General features: G+C 66.4%; 19 protein-coding genes. 3 read left to right on the top strand and 16 right to left on the bottom strand.

Annotation, left to right across the window (positions count from 1 at the left end; translation table 11 throughout):
• Positions 1–180 precede the first annotated feature (180 nt).
• The 3 genes from ACFQ36_RS12865 to ACFQ36_RS12855 all read right to left on the bottom strand — a co-directional run bounded on the left by ACFQ36_RS12865 (position 181) and on the right by ACFQ36_RS12855 (position 1569).
• Positions 181–594 (bottom strand): NINE protein, encoded by a 414-nt coding sequence (locus tag ACFQ36_RS12865; protein WP_377014200.1) that lies wholly within the window; start codon positions 592–594, stop codon positions 181–183.
• Between the two features lie 329 nt (positions 595–923).
• Positions 924–1244: a hypothetical protein gene (locus ACFQ36_RS12860; RefSeq protein ID WP_377014199.1), complete on the bottom strand. Its 321-nt coding sequence runs from the start codon at positions 1242–1244 to the stop codon at positions 924–926.
• Positions 1245–1290: 46 nt separating this feature from the next.
• Positions 1291–1569, bottom strand: a complete 279-nt coding sequence (locus ACFQ36_RS12855) for a DUF3040 domain-containing protein (protein ID WP_377014198.1) — start codon at positions 1567–1569, stop codon at positions 1291–1293.
• A gap of 529 nt (positions 1570–2098) precedes the next feature.
• Between ACFQ36_RS12855 and ACFQ36_RS12850 the strand changes: the two genes are divergently transcribed.
• Positions 2099–2881 carry an SDR family oxidoreductase gene (locus ACFQ36_RS12850; protein WP_377014197.1) on the top strand — a complete coding sequence of 261 codons (783 nt, stop codon included), beginning with the start codon at positions 2099–2101 and terminating at the stop codon, positions 2879–2881.
• Between the two features lie 124 nt (positions 2882–3005).
• On the opposite strand, the gene ACFQ36_RS12845 is transcribed toward ACFQ36_RS12850, so the two are convergent.
• From ACFQ36_RS12845 to ACFQ36_RS12795, 11 genes are all read right to left on the bottom strand, one after another.
• Positions 3006–3785: an IclR family transcriptional regulator gene (locus ACFQ36_RS12845; RefSeq protein ID WP_377014196.1), complete on the bottom strand. Its 780-nt coding sequence runs from the start codon at positions 3783–3785 to the stop codon at positions 3006–3008.
• A 75-nt stretch (positions 3786–3860) separates the two neighbouring features.
• Positions 3861–4307: a YbhB/YbcL family Raf kinase inhibitor-like protein gene (locus ACFQ36_RS12840; RefSeq protein ID WP_377014195.1), complete on the bottom strand. Its 447-nt coding sequence runs from the start codon at positions 4305–4307 to the stop codon at positions 3861–3863.
• Complete coding sequence (locus ACFQ36_RS12835) at positions 4298–5140, bottom strand: alpha/beta fold hydrolase (protein ID WP_377014194.1); 843 nt, start codon at positions 5138–5140, stop codon at positions 4298–4300. Before ACFQ36_RS12835 ends, ACFQ36_RS12840 begins: the two co-directional genes overlap by 10 nt.
• 3 nt (positions 5141–5143) lie before the next feature.
• The gene (locus ACFQ36_RS12830; protein WP_377014193.1) at positions 5144–6076 is read right to left on the bottom strand and encodes a 3-hydroxyacyl-CoA dehydrogenase NAD-binding domain-containing protein; all 933 of its coding nucleotides are present in this window, start codon (positions 6074–6076) and stop codon (positions 5144–5146) included.
• 26 nt (positions 6077–6102) lie between these two features.
• Complete coding sequence (locus ACFQ36_RS12825; RefSeq protein WP_377014192.1) at positions 6103–6849, bottom strand: class II aldolase/adducin family protein; 747 nt, start codon at positions 6847–6849, stop codon at positions 6103–6105.
• Between the two features lie 29 nt (positions 6850–6878).
• Positions 6879–7469, bottom strand: a complete 591-nt coding sequence (locus tag ACFQ36_RS12820; protein WP_377014191.1) for an amino acid synthesis family protein — start codon at positions 7467–7469, stop codon at positions 6879–6881.
• Entirely contained in the window at positions 7466–8617 is a 1152-nt protein-coding gene (locus tag ACFQ36_RS12815; RefSeq protein WP_377014190.1) for an FAD-dependent oxidoreductase, read from the bottom strand. Before ACFQ36_RS12815 ends, ACFQ36_RS12820 begins: the two co-directional genes overlap by 4 nt.
• 18 nt (positions 8618–8635) lie before the next feature.
• Complete coding sequence (locus ACFQ36_RS12810) at positions 8636–9688, bottom strand: ABC transporter substrate-binding protein (RefSeq protein WP_377014189.1); 1053 nt, start codon at positions 9686–9688, stop codon at positions 8636–8638.
• Between the two features lie 45 nt (positions 9689–9733).
• Positions 9734–10618, bottom strand: coding sequence for an ABC transporter permease (locus ACFQ36_RS12805; protein WP_377014201.1), 885 nt, complete (start codon positions 10616–10618; stop codon positions 9734–9736).
• Complete coding sequence (locus ACFQ36_RS12800) at positions 10618–11400, bottom strand: ABC transporter ATP-binding protein (RefSeq protein WP_377014188.1); 783 nt, start codon at positions 11398–11400, stop codon at positions 10618–10620. The genes ACFQ36_RS12805 and ACFQ36_RS12800 overlap by 1 nt, the downstream gene beginning before the upstream one ends.
• Before the next feature lie 349 nt (positions 11401–11749).
• On the bottom strand, positions 11750–12325 hold the full coding sequence (locus tag ACFQ36_RS12795) for a hypothetical protein (protein WP_377014187.1): 576 nt from the start codon (positions 12323–12325) through the stop codon (positions 11750–11752).
• Between the two features lie 349 nt (positions 12326–12674).
• Here ACFQ36_RS12795 and ACFQ36_RS12790 point away from each other — a divergent pair, with 349 nt between their 5' ends.
• Positions 12675–14087 (top strand): sensor histidine kinase, encoded by a 1413-nt coding sequence (locus tag ACFQ36_RS12790; protein WP_377014186.1) that lies wholly within the window; start codon positions 12675–12677, stop codon positions 14085–14087.
• Positions 14081–14725: a response regulator gene (locus ACFQ36_RS12785; protein WP_377014185.1), complete on the top strand. Its 645-nt coding sequence runs from the start codon at positions 14081–14083 to the stop codon at positions 14723–14725. The genes ACFQ36_RS12790 and ACFQ36_RS12785 overlap by 7 nt, the downstream gene beginning before the upstream one ends.
• Before the next feature lie 60 nt (positions 14726–14785).
• On the opposite strand, the gene ACFQ36_RS12780 is transcribed toward ACFQ36_RS12785, so the two are convergent.
• Positions 14786–15388, bottom strand: a complete 603-nt coding sequence (locus tag ACFQ36_RS12780) for a hypothetical protein (RefSeq protein ID WP_377014184.1) — start codon at positions 15386–15388, stop codon at positions 14786–14788.
• Positions 15389–15733: 345 nt separating this feature from the next.
• The gene (locus ACFQ36_RS12775; RefSeq protein WP_377014183.1) at positions 15734–16492 is read right to left on the bottom strand and encodes an alpha/beta hydrolase family protein; all 759 of its coding nucleotides are present in this window, start codon (positions 16490–16492) and stop codon (positions 15734–15736) included.
• Positions 16493–16699 lie beyond the last annotated feature (207 nt).

Raw genomic sequence — 16699 nt, 5'->3', positions numbered from 1 at the left:
ACCGGGACCGCGACGGAACCGGCCCCCGCGCCGGCCACGGAACCGGCGGCACCGCAGCCCACGGCCCCTGCCGACGCCCCGGCGGCGACAACGCCGTCGGACTAGCCTGCCTGCAAATGCGCCGGCTCCTTGCTGCGGGATTAGCCGGCATTCCGGACTTCGCTGTGTCCGGAATGCCGGCTAATCCCGCAGCGGCACGCCCCTGGCGTCGGCGCGGAACATCTGCGCGCCGCAGAGGATCATGATGCCCTCGACAAAGCCCCACAGCCCCACCAGGCCGAAGGTAAAGGCACCCAGGAAAATGGTCAGCAGCAGCTGGACGACGCCGATGGTGGTGTGGCCCAGGTAGAACCGGTGGATGCCCAGGCCGCCCAGGAAGATGCCCAGCAGGCCGGCGACCAGCTTGGACTTCTGCGGCGCGGGCAGCTGGTAGCCCGGGTACGGCTGCCCGTAGCCCTGCGGCGGCATCTGCTGCTGGTACGAACCCGGCTGGTACGCCGGGGGCACCTGCTGCTGGTAGGGGTCCTGCACCGGCTGCCGCCGGTACGGATCCTGCGGCGCCCCGGCCGGGTAGCCCGAACCGTTCTCTGACATGGCGTTCCTCCCGATGTGAGTGATGGTCTCCAGGCCCATATTGACGACGGCGCCGCCGGGCCGGGGTGATACGGCTGCGGCCGGCTGTTCCGTCCCGCCTGTCCCCCGGATACATCAATGCGTTATCGCGCTTAATTATCGGCGGCCGGCCCGCGCCTGGTTAGGCATTCCGGACAGCAAAGTGCACCGTCCTCTTTTGACAGGAGGGGCCAGCCGAACCGGGCCCACAGTTTTGGAACAGTGGCCCCGGCTGCCGGCGTCGTCAGCAACGTTCACGACGCCGGCGCCCGCCGGCGGAGGCGGTTCCCGCCTCCGCCTTCTGGCCGCAGTTACGCCGCCATCGCCGCGGCCCGCCTGCCGGACAGCGGCAGGCTGCGGGCCTGGATCCGGACATCGAGGTCCAGATGGATGTCTTCCTTCGAAGCCAGGGTGTCCTCCAGGTACTCCGCGAGGCTCCGGTTGGTGACCAGGCGGGGGTCGGCGACTATTTCCCCGCGCAGCACGGCCGCGCTGTCAGCAAGCTCAACGGTGCCGAAAGTGGCGCCCCCTGCTCCGTCGGCTGCAATCCGTCCAATGCTGTTGCGGAAGATCCGCTCACCGCCTTCACGGGGCGTCGCGGTCATGGTGAAAATAATGTTGCTCTGCCGCACGGTTAATCCCTTCATTCGATCCCTGTGATCTGCCTCCGGCTCGCCGTTAACGCAGCCCTTCGGGTGATTTTGGTTTACCGCTCATTCGGTAGGCGCCGGCGCCCATGAGGAGGAAACCAATAACCCCGATGGCGATGATTTGCGCCGCGAGCCCCGCCAGCAGGACCAGGACACCGGCCAGCAGCACGACCGGATTCCAAGGGCTCCTGTTGAACGAGACAACGACCAGGCCGCTGCGCAGTTTCCGGGCAAACTCGGGATCTTCGCGGCTTAGCTCGCGCTCCAGCTGCTCCAGCTGTTTTCGTTCTTCGTGGGTCAAAGGCATCGGAACCTCCTCGTCCAGGCGGCTGCTTCCGCAGCGGGCAGCGGAACACCGCCGGAGGTTGTCCCGCCCGCCCCGCGGCGCACCAGCTCCAAATCGCTTGTCCGCGCGTTTAATTCACCGCTTTTCCAAGTCGGGGTCCATTCTTCACAGCCCCACCCCGGGCAGGAATTAAACGGCTTAACCGAACCCTACCCGCAAAACAAAAATAAAGCCAATAAGAATTGGAGCCCGCCCCGCTGCTCCGCCCGCTTATCTCAACACCGGCAAAGGAATTTTTTCGAACCGGACCCTCCCCGGCTCCGGGTGCTTTATGCCATCCCGAATAAAACCGGCCGCAAACCGGTATCTCCGCGCATCCGGCACGCAGGCGACGTGAATCCCACATATTTTAGACCGGGAGGCAGCACCTCTTCCGGCCACTTATATCCGTGACCGAGATCGCACTCAAGAACGGAATATCCGGCATTCATTCATGCGTTTGCATGAATAGCGACGAAAGCCGACGCTACGTGGACAGAAGGGAATCACCATGCAGAGGTTCAAGGACAAGTCCGTCATTATCACCGGCGCAGGATCGGGCCTGGGCCGCGCGGCCGCCATCCGGATCGCCAAGGAGCAGGGCAGGCTGACGCTGGTTGACCTCAACGAGGCCGGCCTGCAGGAGACCGGGAAGGAAATCCGGAATGCGGCCCCGGACGCGGAAGTGCTCCTGGTCACCGCCAACGTCGCCAGCGAGGCCGAGGTCGAAAACTACGTCGCCGAGGCCGTCAAGCGCTTCGGCACGATCGACGGGTTCTTCAATAACGCCGGCATCGAGGGAAAGCAAAACCTGACCGAGGACTTCGGCTCGGACGAGTTCGGCAAGGTCGTCAATATTAACCTCAACGGCGTTTTCTACGGGCTCAAGCATGTCCTGAAGGTCATGAAGGAGCAGGGCTCCGGTGCCGTCGTGAACACCGCCTCCGTCGGCGGCATCCGCGGCGTCGGCAACCAGTCCGGCTACGCCGCCTCCAAGCACGGCGTGGTGGGCCTGACCCGCAACTCCGGCATCGAATACGGCCAGTTCGGCATCCAGGTCAATGCCATCGCCCCGGGCGCCATCATGACCCCCATGGTGGAAGGGTCGCTGAAGCAGATGGATCCCGAGAACTGGGAGCAGGTCGGCGAGGAGTTCGTGCAGCCGAACCCGATGAAGCGCTTCGGCAAGCCCGAGGAAGTCGCCCACCTGGTCGCGTTCCTGCTTTCCGGGGACGCCGGCTTCATCAACGCTGCGGTCATCCCGATCGACGGCGGCCAGTCCTACAAGTACTGATCCGCCGCCTTTCGGGGGACGACGGCGGCGCGTGCGTGCCGCCGTCGTCCCCCGTCCTGCTGTCCCGTCTTACGGCCTCGGGCGGCTGCCGCGGCGGACCGGGCAGGCATTCGGGTTCAAGGCCTCAGGAGACACGGACCTGTTCCCCTGACGGCGGTGAGTTCAGCCGCGTTGCGAGGCCGTCGGCGGCCCGGCGCACCAGGTGGCCGAATTTTTCCAGCATGGCCGGCGTGATGCGGTATTCGGGGCCGGCCACCGAGAGCGATGCGATGACCCGTCCGCCAAGGGTGACCGGGGCCGCGACGGCGCACACGCCGTCGTCCAACTCCGAGCGGCTGACAGCGTAGGGTGCCTTCAGCTGCTCCTGCAGGGCCCGGATGAGGCGGTCCCGGTCCTTGGCCGGCATCGACGGCTCGACCCGGTCCAGGTAGCGGCGGATCCACTGCTCGCCCTGGGTGGCCAGCAGCACCTTGGCCCCCGCACCGCGGTGCAGCGGCTGGATCGCCCCCGGCGCATACGAGATCCTGATCGCCATATCCGACTCGCAAATCGCCGTGCAGGTTGCGTAGTCGCCCGACTGCTCAATGAGCAGTGCGGTCTCCCCCGTGGCCTGCCTGAGCTCCTCGAGCACGCCCGCTGCGGCCAGGCGCAGGTGGGTGGACGTGTCCACGGACTCAGCCAGGGTCAGTATGCGGGTGGTGAGCACGTAGCGTCCGCCGCCGGCTTCCTCCACCAGCGCCATTTCCCTCAGGAGCGAGACATAGCGGTAGGCGGAGGGAATGGAGATGCCGATCATGGAGGCGATCTCCTCCGCCGTCAGGGACGGGCGGTCCTCAAAGAGCAGCAGGACCTTGAGGACGCGGCGGGCGCTGTCAACGCCGGGAGTCTTGCCGCTTGCTGCCATGTAGGCTCACCCCTTTCTGAAGGTGAAGGCCCGGCCGTCTTGCCGGCCCCGGAAAAGATGGGCCGGCAGTGCCGGTCAGGCATCAAATGTTGCGACCAGGCGGGCCTGTTCCAGGATGTTGCCTGCATAGGCGGCCAGGAACTCTTCCCGCGAGGGGTTGCCTTCTACCCGGGTATCGAGAGCATAGACCCAAAAATAGTAGTGGTGAATGCCGTGGCCGGACGGCGGCTGCGGGCCGGTGTACGAGGCTTCCCCGATGCCGTTGGGGCCCAGCCGTACCTCGCCGCTGACCAAGCCGTCCAGCGGGCTGATGCCGTAGGCGACCCAGTGCGTGAACCCGTTCGGCAGCGGCGCGTCCGGATCGTGCAGGATCAGGGCCAGTTCCAGCGTCCCGGCGGGGATTCCCGAGATTGACACCTTCGGTGTTTCGTTGCCGTGGTCGGCGGCAAACCGCTCGGGGATGCGCCCGCCCGGTTCGATCTCGTCAACGGTTACTTTCAGATCCTGGATGTTCAAGGGCATGAGGTTAAGCCTTTCATGTCAGCGGTAGGGAAACTTGTGGAGATCGCCCGGGCTATCGCCTCCGGTGCGGCCTCCGGGATGTAGTGGTCGCAGTCCGGGACCGTGACGTAGGTGAAGTCGGGGCGCTCCTGCTGCGCCCGGGCGCAGGCCCGGGCCGAGACAATCCCGCTGTGCTCGCCGCGCAGCACCGCCACCGGCACCCGGACGGACCGGAAGGCATCCGCGAAGTCGGTACGGAAGCTGTCCACCGTCCCGCGCATGGCCCCGGGGTCCGCCAGCGGCAGGAAGCAGTCCTCCTGCCGCTGGTAGCCGTAGGCGGCCCGGCGCTGCAGGGCCGCCCGCGGAGTCCGCGGGTACCGTGCGCACAGGTAGTCGACGATCTCCGCTTCGCTGCCGAAGCTCCGGTACCCGCCCAGCACCCGGTCCTCCAGGTCATCGATCACCTGCGGCTCCACGAAGGGCAGGTAGTCGACGGCGACGACGCCGGCGAACAGTTCCGGTGCCGCGGCTGCCGCGACGACCGCGTTCCGGGCGCCCAGGGAGTGCCCGACCAGGACCACGTCCTGCAGCCCGAGGCCGGACACCAGGCCCAGGATGTCCCGGGCGAAGTCCTTTTGGGAGTAGCCGCGGGCGGGCTTGCTGCTGCGCCCGTGGCCGCGCTGGTCCAGGGCGATCGTGCGGTACCCGCCGTCCAGGTGCCCGATTACCCCGTCCCAGACGCCCAGGCTGGCGGAGGTGCCGTGCAGGAAGAGCAGCGGCCGGCCCTCCCCGCCGTCCCGGTAGCACAGGCGCACGCCGTCGAGGTCGGCGTACTGCAGGCTGGTGGTGTCCATTGGTCAGATGGGGGTGATTTCGGACAGGGTCTTGCGCACCGCCACGAGGCCCCGGATGATGTCGGCGCGCTTGGCGTCCACCTCGCCCTCGGCGTAGTCGTAGAGGCCCTGGCCGCTCTTCATGCCCAGTCGTCCCGCGGCGGTCAGCTTGCCCACCAGCTCCGGGACGTCCTTGCAGTCGTCCAGGTCCTGGTTCAGGTAGCCCGCCACGGACTCGTAGATGTCCAGGCCGGCCATGTCCACCAGGCGCATCGGCCCGATGACGGCGAGCTTGTAGCCGACGCCCCACTTGATGCAGGTGTCCAGGTCCTTCTGGGTGGCGATGCCTTCCTCGAGCAGGGCCATGCACTCGCGCAGGACGGCGTACAGCACCCGGTTCTCGACGAACCCAGCCTTCTCCTTCTCCCGCACGGCCTCGTAGCCGAAGGACTCGACGATGGTGACGAGCTCCTTCTCCACTTCTTCGGAGGTCTGCTCGCCCCTGATGACCTCGATCATCGGGATCAGGTGGGGCGGGTTGGACCAGTGCATTCCGATGAAGCGCTCCGGGTGCTGCATGTTTTCGGCCATCGTGGTGATCGGGATGCCGGAGGTGTTGGTGGCGATGATGGTGGCCGGGGACACCAGTTCCTCGACCTGGGCGAGGACCGTCCGCTTCAGCTCCAGCTTTTCGGGGACCGCCTCGATGACGAAATCGGCGCCGTCGAGGGCGGCGCGCAGGTCCGTCTCGTAGGTGACGGAGCCGCCGTCGACAGAGGGGGTGCCCAGCTCGTCCAGCACGGCGGCGGCGCCGTCGATGACCTTCCGGGCCTTGTCGAGCGCCTCCTGGCTGATGTCGTTGAGCCGGACCTGGCTGCCGCTGCGGGCCAGCAGCGCGGCGATCCCGGGGCCCATGCTGCCGGAGCCGATGACCGTGGTGATGGCGGGAATTGACATGTTTCTCCTTGTGGTTCCGCAGGGGGTTAGAGGCGTCCGGACTTCTCCAGGCGGTCGAGCCGGCGGTTGTAGTAGTTCCAGAAGTTGTTGCGGGCCTTGGGCCGGTAGATTTCCTCGAGCTTGAAGTCGGTTTCCTCCTGCGGGGGCAGCCGGTAGTCAAGGCCGGAGGTGGCCAGGGTCAGGTGGAACCTGCAGGCCCGCTCCAGGAACACCCCGGCCAGGGTGACGTCCTGCACGGTCTCGCCGACGAAGCTGCAGCCGTGGTTGCTCAGCAGGATGGCCAGCGAGTTGCCCATGGCCGTGGCGTGCTCCTTGCCCAGCTCCACGGTCGTGATGATGTTCGAGGTCAGGTCGAAGCGCGGCACCCCGTCCTTGGCGAACCAGACCCCTTCATTGGTGTAGGGGCCGAATGCCGCGGTGGTGGTGGCGAAGGCCGTGGTGTAGAAGGGGTGGGAGTGGCCGATGAAGTTTACGTCGGGGCGGGCCAGGTACAGCTCGGAGTGCAACGGCCACTCCAGGTGCAGGATGCCCTTGCCCTCGAGCACGTTGCCTTCGAAGTCCACGAGGAGGAAGTCCTCGGCCTGGACCTCGTCCAGGCCGAGGTTGCCGCGCTTGAGCCACATGCCGCGGCCTTCCGGGTCGCGGTAGCTCATGTGGCCCAGGGACATGTCCCCGTGCCCTTCCATTTCCAGGATCCGGTGGGCGCGGGCCAGCTGGTGGAGGGTGTTCAGGACGGACTGGTCGTTGCTGTAGAGGCTGTCGAAGTCTTGCACGGTTTCTCCTGACGGTGTGGGTGGTCCGGCTAGGCCAGGGAGGCCTGGTATTCGGCGACGCTCAGGCCGCCGACCCGTTCGTGGATGCGTCCGCCGGTGGAGACGGCCACGCAGATCAGCAGCTCGTCCGGACGCGGGCCGTCCGGGACCTGGAACGAGATCGTGTCGTAGTGCGACCGCACGTAGACCTCGTCCTTGAAGGCCAGCGGGATGTCGATCGCGGTGCCGGCCGCGGCGGTCTTGGTGGTGGAGCTGATCCAGGCCGCGCCGCCGCCGACGGCATCCCGGAAGGCATTGCCGAAGACGGTGGTGACGCAGGCGACCACGTGGTCCTGTTCGCCGGCCAGGCCGGCGATGCCGCCCTTGCCGTAGCCTTCGACCTTGCGCCCGCCCAGCAGCGCCGCGGTCCGCCGTCCCAGTTCGGTGCCCAGCGCCGGGCTCGGACTGGTCAGCGGCGAGAGGTCCTCGACGTACCGCCCGGCGAAGGGGTTGCGGATGACGACGCCCACGCAGGCCTTCAGCAGGGGTTCTTCGGCCGCCGGGCCGCCCTCGTGGACGATCTCCTGGATGGTGCTGTGGAAGGACCGGACTTCGTAGAAGTCGCCGATCAGCCGGGTCATTGCTGTGCTCCCGTCAGGGCGTGACGCCCGGGGTCGGTGGGGTCGTATTTGGCGGTTTCGAGGTTTTCCTCGGTGAACTGGTTGCCCTTGGACATGCCGCGGTTCGCCGCGTACTCGGCGGAGCGGCGCTGGCAGCGCTCGGTGATCGGGTGTTCGAGCCGGTCCCACTCCACCAGCGCGTCGGGCAGGTCCGGGAGGCTGGCCCCGGTCGCGGCGACCGCCAGGGTGTAGGCGTTCTGCATTGCGGTGCCGGCGCCCTGGGCCAGGGCCGGGCACATGGCATGGGCGGCGTCGCCGATCAGCGCAACCCGGCCTTCGCTCCACTTTTCCAGCACCGTGGTCTCGTAGCCGTAGTACTTCGGGTCCGGGGCCTGGGCCGCCGCCTCCAGGACCGGCGTCAGCTCGGGGTAGGCCGAACTCCACAGCTCCAGGTCGATCGGCGTGCGGCTGCCCTGTTCGTCGGCGCGGGGTGCGCCGAGGGCGATGTACAGCTCCCGCTCGTTGCAGGGAACGTAGAGCACGCGCAGGTAGCGCGGTTCCAGGTTCCAGAAGTCAATGACGTTGTCCCACTCCCCCTCGCCGAGCCGGTCCTTCAGCCGCGGCACCAGGAAGCGGGTGATGCCGTCGCGCGACTTCCACCGCTCCTGCTCGAAGCCGATCGAATCGCGCACCCGGGACTTCACGCCGTCGGCCCCGACCACCAGGTCCGCCTCGAGCGTCCGGCCCGAGGCCAGGGTCAGCGTTCCGTCCGGGGTTGCCGCCACGGCTTCCGAGCCGGTCACGATCTCGACGCCGGCGGCCCGGGCCGTTTCCAGCAGGCACTTGTAGAGGTAGGGCCGGGTGGTGGTGCGCCAGAAGAGCCCGCCGAAGTCCTCGTGCGACACGCTTTCGTGGTGCATCCGTGTCTCATAGAAGGGCGGCGTCATGGAGTCCTGCAGGACGGCCTCCAGGGCCCCGACGGCTTCGAGCACCTTCAGGCTGTTGTGCCACAGCACGATGCCCGCGCCCTGTTCGCGCAGTTCGCTGCTGCTTTCGTGGACCCGGACGGTCCACCCCATCCTGGCCAGCGCCGCCGCCGCGGTCAGGCCGGCAAAACCGGCGCCGGCGATCTCCGCGTGCCGGCCGTTCTTTTCCGTTGATGTCAGCATGGCTGTTGTCCGCTCCTGTCACTTGGCCTTCGAGTTCTCGATGAACTCGTTGGTGTAGACCTCGGAAGGCTGCGGGGCGGTCTTGATCACCTTCTGGCCGGCCAGGATGCCGATGGTGGATTTCCACATCTGCTCGTCCATGGCGCCGAGCCCCTGTTCCTTGGTCTTGTCCGAGGTGAAGGTGACGTCGACGTCCGCCTGCAGCTGCTTGGCGAACAGGTCCTTCTTGTCCGCCAGTTCCGGGGAGGTTCCGGCGAGCAGCTCGGCGGCGTCGTTCGGGTTCTTGGCCACCCAGTCGAAGGCCTTCAGGTAGGCGTTGGTAAAGCGCTGCACGAGGTCCGGGTCGCTGTCGATCAGCTTGTCCGTGGTGAACAGGCCGGAGCCGTAGGCGTCATAGCCGTAGTCGGATCCGCGCAGGATGCTGAGCTTTCCCTCGCCGCCGGCATGCTGTTCCAGCAGCGGCACTTCGGCGTCTTCATAGCAGACGACGGCGTCCACCTTGCCCTGCATCAGGTAGTTTTCATAGGGCGGGGTAACCGTCAGCTCCGTCACGGACTTCTTGTCGATGTCGTTCTTGGCCAGCAGGGCCTTGTAGAAGATGTAGGTCGAGCCTGCCGGATGAACGCCCATGGTCTTTCCCTTCAGGGCGTCGGGGCCGGTGAGCTCCAGGTTCTCCTTCAGCGAGCACAGGCCCAGCGGCGAGACCTGGTTGACGGCCGCAATCGCCTTCACCGGGACGTTCTGGGTCCGGGCGGTGACCAGCGAGGGCAGGTCGGCGAAGCCGAAGTCGGCGCCGCCGGTGCCGACCAGGCGCAGCGTGTCGGGCGAGCCGCTGCCGGTGTTGATGGCGGTGACTTCGATGCCTTCGTCCTTGAAGTAGCCTTTCTCCTTGGCCACGTGGAACATGGCGTGGTTGCCGCGAAGCTGGTAGTCCAGCTGCACGGTCACCTGGTCGAGACCGCCTTCCGCCGCAGGCTTGGCCTCTGCCTGGTTCTGGCCGGAGCCGCAGGCGGTCAGGAGCAGCAGGCTGCCGGCGGCAAAGGACGCTGCCAGGGCACGGGAAATCTTCATGATGGCTCTCCTCTTTGTGGAGCGTTTAGGGAACGGATCGGACTGTCAGGTGGTCGGCTGAAGGGTGATGTGCGGGAACTTCCGGGCCAGCAGGTACTCGGCCAGGGACATGGCGTAGTAGAGGACCAGGCCGAGGACGGAAACCAGGATCAGGGCCGCGAACATCAGCGGGGTGTCCAGCTGGGTCGAGGCGAACTGGATCAGGTAGCCGAGCCCGTTCTGGGCGCCGGCGAACTCGGCGACGACGGCACCGATCACGGCCAGGGTGATGGCGATCCGGAGTCCGGCGAAGAGGTAGGGCAGGGAGGTCGGGACCTGGATCTGGGTGAGCACCTGGTTCCTGCTGGCGCCGACGGAACGCATCAGCAGCAGCAGTTCCTTGTCGATGGCCTTGAGCCCGACCAGCATGTTCAGCGTGATGGGGAAGAACGCGATGACCACGATGAGCACGACCTTCGGGGCCAGCCCGTAGCCGAACCAGAGGATGAAGATCGGCGCCAGGGCCACCTTGGGCACCACCTGGAACAGCACGATCAGCGGGTAGAGCGCCCGTTCCGCCCAGTGGAAGCGAGCCAGCACCAGTGCCAGCGCAATGCCGACGACAACACTGACGAGGAATCCCTGGAGAATTTCCTCGGTGGTCACCCAGGTGGCATCCAGCAGCATTTCGCGGGAAATCCACATTTCCTGCATGAATTCGCTGGGCTTGGCAATGACGAAGCTGGACAGATTCAGCAGCCCGACGCCTATTTCCCAAATCAAAACCACGGCGGCAAAAACGGCGGCGGCCGGCCAGACCCGCACAAGCCAGGATGTGAATTTTTGGCCCGGCTGCCTCCGTACGGCCCGGGCCTGCTGCCCCGCGGCGGGCGGCCGGCCCGGCTTCGCCGATGTGTTCCGGGGGATGGTCCCGGCGCCGTCCTTGAGCATCACGCCACCGCCTTCGGCTCAAGCTGGCGCCGCAGGTGCGTCGCGTACTCCTGGAAGGCCGGGGTGTCGAAGACTTCCAGGGTGCGCGGCCGGGGCAGGTCAATTTCCAGCGTTTCGATGATCCGCCCGGGCTTGGTCCCCATGACGTGGATGACGTCCGAGAGGAACACCGCCTCGGGAATCGAGTGGGTGACAAAGACGACCGTCTTGCGGGTCTCGGCCCAGACCTCGGCCAGGCGCAGGTTCATCTCGTCGCGGGTGATCGCATCCAGTGCCCCGAACGGCTCGTCCATCAGCAGGATCTCCGGGTCCAGCGCCAGGGCGCGGGCGATGGAGACACGCTGGGCCATGCCGCCGGAGAGCTCGTGCGGGAGCTTGTGGGCGGCTTCGGTCAGGCCGACCATCTCCAGCGCCCTGGCCGCTGCCTCCTCGATGTCCGCTCCGCGCTTGCGGCGGGTGGCGATCTGGCGCAGCATCCGCGCATTCTCCAGGGCCGTCTTCCACGGAAGCAGGGCGGCCTTCTGCGGCACCAGTCCGAACTGGCGGCGGCGCACCGCCTCCGCCACGGGACTCCCGTTGACCGTCACGTCCCCGGCGCTGGCACTCTCGATGCCGCCCAGGATCTTCAGCAAAGTGCTCTTGCCGCAGCCGGACGGGCCCAGCAGTGAAACGAAACTGTGCGGCTGGATCTCCAGGTCCAGTCCCTCGAGCACGGTCACGGCGGACGCGCCGCTGCCGTACCGTTTCTCGACGCCGGCCGCTCTGATTCCTTCGAACCCCATGAAGTGCACCTCCTTGTGCCTCATCCGCAGTTATTAGCATCTAATAGCTGCCTCTTAGGATGAGAGAATACAGAGGGGTTGTGGAGGCGTCAACGATTATTTTGCCTACCCCGGATTTCGCTCCCGGACGCCGGAAATGTGGCTCGCAAGACCTCCCCGGCCGGGGGAATTCGACGCCGTGGCGAACTCCTGACCAACGCACGGTGCGTGTCACCAGCCGGCCGGAAGTATGCGAACTGCGACGGGTCCGCCTTGAGTTGCAGACTGACAGAGTCCCGCAGTCCCAAAATTCCGGAAACGGCCCGTCCGATGCAGGCCCTGACGTCCGGTGCGCCCTTCTTCGTCCGGATCACATTCCGGTCCGTGCCCTACGCCCCTCCCGTTGGCGACGCGAGGCCCTGAGGTCGGAACCGCCGGCTGTCCCAGGGCCTGTCCTGTGAATCACCGCAGCCACAGGATTGCGGCGGCGATGAGCCGTTCGGTCCGGTAGCAGGCAGCGCTGGGCGTACTGGGTGGCCAGGTCCCGGAACTGCCTGAGCCGGTTGAAGCAGCGTTCGACGACGCTGCGGTGTTCGTACGCCTCGCATCGAAGCCCGGCCGCCGGCGCCGCCTTGACGGTGCCGGGTGTGAAGACCAGGCTCATGGACAGGCCGCGCCCGTCCACGGCCCAGCGGATCCTGCTGCCCAGTCCGCCGCGGGACCGCCCAATCCCTTCGCCGTCCCCTGCGAGGGCCCCGACGGGCTGAAGCCCCTTATTTCGGGCCCCGGCCGCGTGCTGGCGGGCCCGGATCACGGAGTCGGTCGAGGGGATCCATTCTTTCCCGACAGCGTCGTCCTTGGCGGCGGCCTCGGCCATGATCTTCTCCCAGATCCCGTCCGCGGTCCATTTACGCAGCCGCTCCTGGGCCGTCTTCCAGGCCCGCACCCCTCGGGCAGGTCCCGCCAGAGCGCGTTGGCATGCAGCTTGAACAGGATGGAGTTGATCACCTACCGGTGGTCCCGCCACTGCCCGCCACGCCCGGATGCCGGAAAAAAGAGGCCTGATCCCCGCCCATGGCCCTGTCCTCGGTTCGCCTCTGCCGATCGTCCGACAGCTCTGACACGGCCTGCCGGGCGATTCACAGGAGCCGGCGTTCTCTTTCTTTCCCTTCTCTTTTCATGAAGCTGGGGGAAGTCATTATGGGGTGCCTGATGCTGCGGATAGGCTAGGTGTGCAATGAGTCCGGGGAAACTAAGCTCTTCTTATTTTGGCATGATGAGGAGACCGAGGCCGGGTGGACGAGCGTCTCGATGAGGGAAGCCTTCGGCGTGTCGTCCGACTGACGTTGGCCGGATGGGCGGTTGGGCTCATCGTGACCGGCCTCGTGGTGTGGAGCCCCCACGTGCTGTTCGGATACCGAAGTCCGTCTCTGCACCTGGTAGTGGACTCGGTGGATGCCTGCGTGGCCTTGCTGGTCGCGTATTTGCTGGCCGGCCGGTTCGTGCGTCGCCGGAGGCTGCAGGACCTGCTGCTCGCCCAAAGCCTCGTGCTCCTGGCGGTAGCCGGGACCGGCCTGTCCTGGGTGACCGAGTCGTTGAGCGAAGATAGCGACGGTATCCTCGCTGTCTGGCTGCCCCTGACGCTCAGGCTTATCGGTGCGGTCCTTATCGCGGCCGCCGCGCTGGTGAGCCCGGCTCGAGAGCCGCCATTCAGGTCGGGGTTGTGGGTGGTGGCCGTGCCCATGGGGATCGTCGCCATGGTGTCCTCGGCTCTGTGGGTGGGCCGGTTCCAACTGCCTGTGGCTTTCGACCGGTCCGTGAACCTAGAAACGCTACCTGCGCTGCTTGCCGTCCATCCACTGTTCCTGACCGCCCAAAGCGCCGCGACGGTGTGCTTTTTCGTGGCGTCGATCGCCTTCACCATGCGCGCCGCTGATCGCGCCGACCCACTGCTGCGCTGGCTCGGCCCGGCTTGCGCCCTGGCCGCCTTCGCCCGCGTCAACTACGCTCTGTTCCCCTCGCTGTACTCGGACTGGTTCTATACCGGTGATTTGCTGCGGACCGGCTTCTACGTGCTGCTGCTCTTCGGCGCCAGCCGTGAGATCAAGCAGTACTGGGCCGTCTACTCCCGGGTGGCTGTGCTTGAGGACCGGCGACGGCTCGCCCGCGAGCTGCACGACGGGGCCATCCAGGAGCTTGCGCTGCTGCGGATGGAAGGATCCTCTCTTCCGCCTGACCTCCCGGCCAGAAGCCGCATCCTCGCCGCCTGCGACCGGGCGCTGGACGAGGCTCGTGCTGCGGTGCATGCCCTCGGTCGCGGCGGGGATGAGCCCCTGGGTGTCGTCCTGCACCGAACGGCGCGGGAGCTGTCCCAGAGGTACCAAGTCCGTCTGGAGGTCGAGGTCGACGACTCCATCGACGTCAGCATGGAGCAGCAACATGCGTTGCTGCGCATCACTCGCGAAGCAGTGGCCAACGCAGTGCACCACGGCCACGCCGGGCATCTGTCCGTCCGCCTGAGCAGGGACGGTGGCCACCGGCGCCTGGTAATACAGGACGACGGCACGGGCTTCGACGTCGCCAGTGCCACGGGCGCCGACGCAGGCTATGGTTTGATCAGCATGCGGGACCGGGCCCGGACCTTGCCCGGGTCCCTTGAGGTGACATCGCGGCAGGGGGAAGGAAGCATGGTGATGGTGACGTGGTAGATCAGCACCGGCTTCGAGTCGTGATGGCCGACGATCACGCCTGGATCCGCGGAAAGGTTCGCCAGGCGCTGGAAGCGGACGGCTGGGAGGTGCGCGGAGAGGGCGCCACTGCCCAGGAAGCGATCCAGCTCGCCATGGAGCACCGTCCCGACGTGGTATTACTCGACATCAGCATGCCCGGCAACGGGATCTACGCCGCTCAGGAGATCAGCCGAACGTTGCCCGAGGCCGCCGTAGTGATGCTCACCCAGTCCGCTGATGACGAGGATCTCTTCGACTCTCTGCGGGCGGGAGCTTCCGGATACCTGCTCAAGAGCACGGACCCGGCAGTCCTGGCCGACGTCCTGCGGGGGGTACTCTCCGGCGAGGCGGCAATGACCCCCGCGCTCGTCACACGTATCCTGCAGGAGTTTAGAGCGCCCAGCCGAAGGGTCTTGCGTCGGAAATCGGCGGCTGCCGCCAAATTGACCCCCCGGGAGTGGGAGGTCATGGAACTCCTCACCCAAGGCCTGTCCACCGAGGATGTCGCTAACAAGCTGTTCGTCTCCCCGACCACGATCCGCGTCCACGTCTCGACGGTCCTGCGCAAACTTCGGGTCAGGGACCGGGAGAGCGCCTTCCGTGTGCTGAAGGAATAGCAAGGGGTCCGGCGGCCGTAGGCCGCCGGACCCCTTGCCCGCCCGGCGTTCACCTACATATCAGAACTGCGCCAAAATGACAGTGACGGTGCCGTAGGTCGCGGTCAACTCCGAAGTCTGGGACACCACTACGGGGTCACCGGCCGGAGTCGTGAGAGTCCAGTTGGTGGGGCAAGAGTTGAGCTGATTCCCTTCGGTGGTCGACGTCTGTGTCGGGTCACCTGCATATCCCGAGAGATTGAATCCGGTCACCTGCCGCGTTTTGTTGTCTCGAGTAACGGCCGATACAACGCCGGATGTGCTGGTCGTTGTGGTTCGCTCACGTTCCTGAGTGTTCTCGTTTCTGGGGTTGGTGCACACCCAGGACACTTCCGTGACGGTTTCAGATGCCGCGGCGAATTTAACGTCAGTTGCCCGAGACTGCAATTGACTGTTATTCCAGCCGAAGGCCAGTTGCACATCGCCCTTGCCGACGAAACCTTCACCGGTGGCCTGATTGAACGTGACCGCCGCGGTAGCCGGTGCCGCTAGCGCCAGCGTTGCCGCGAAAGCGGTCGCCGCGACGCCGGTCAGAATTCCTTTATTCATGATTTTCCCCAATATCCATGCCCTGATGAGGGCGTCCTGCTGTGAAAGGGCAGGGATGAATGCATCCGCTGCCAAATTGTCGTTTCAGCTGCGGATCCCGCAACCGTTTGGACCGATCAGCAACGATGGATGTCCTACTGATCTGTCGAGCAGTGTTCCGGGCCTTATCCCCCCTATGCGGTAAACCCCCGGCGGTGCGTAACGCCCGGCCTGCCTGTATTTAGGCTAGGTCTAAAAAAGGACTGCGAGACCCCCTTCAGGCGTTCAAAAGCCTAAACAGGCCCCTCGCACCCTGGCCCATGCCCTGCAGCGACCTGGAAACCGGCCACCGGGCACCTGTTCAACCTCGCCCGGGCTCTGGCGACCCCGTACCGGATTCATTACGCCGGTCCTGCCCGGCGCGACCTCAAAGGGGCCGGCTTATCCGGCGAGCGGCATGAGTCCATCCATCCACTCCGCCACCCCGGCCCAATGCGCGGCCTTCGGGTCGATCGCTTCCAGATGCCCCAGTCCGGGGACCACCCGGAATTCGACGTTGTCACCTGCTGCTTTGGCAGCAGCAGTGAAGTCCTGCGAATGCTCCACCGGCACCCGGTCATCGATATCGCCGTGGACAACCAGCAGGGGACATCCCACGGGCACCCGGCGGATCGGGGACGCCCGGGCAAATGCGCGGGCGGCGTCCGTTGACGCCGATCCCATAAACTGCCTGGCCGCGCCCTCCCCCAGGCCCTCACGGTCGGCCCGCGCGACGTCGGTGACGGGGGCAAGGGCCACGACGGCATCCAGATCTTCGGCGGCCAGCAGGGCAAGCTGTCCTCCGACCGAGTGGCCGATGCCGACGACGGGCAATCCGGCCCGGTCCCGCGGCGTGGCGGATCTGACGGCTTGGAGGGCCGCCTGCACGTCGTCCAGGGTGGCTGGCCAGCCCCCGCCGTTGCCAACCCTGCGGTATTCAATGTTGGCGACCGCCCATCCCCGGGCCGTCAGGTCTTTGGCCAGCGGGTGCATCAGCGTGGCATCGAACCGGGCGCGCCAGTAGCCGCCATGGATCAGCACGGCAGTTCCGCGCGGCCTGCCGGTGTTCGGGGGAATCAGGAACTCCACGGTCTGCTGGTCCGAGGAACCGTATTGGAGGACCGCAACGCCCTCACTCTGTGCGCGCACGGAGCAGGTCATGATCAATCCACCTTCCGGGATGCAGGGTACCGGTAATTTCCCGCAGAGTCCCCGCGGGCCGGGGCACCCAATGGGCAACCCGGGCCTGCGGGCCCCTGGGGTTCAGGACGCGGTCTTGTTACGCGCCGGTGACGGTGCCCGGGGGCAGGAAGTCGACGTCGTGCAGGGCCGAGCGGCGCACCACTTCCTCCGGGTCCTGGAGGTTGT

It is taken from the genome of Arthrobacter sp. GCM10027362, assembly GCF_042679445.1.
Lineage (GTDB): Bacteria > Actinomycetota > Actinomycetes > Actinomycetales > Micrococcaceae > Crystallibacter.
The sequence above is the reverse complement of the archived record's forward strand: the minus strand, read 5'-3'. Positions and strand labels throughout refer to the sequence as shown.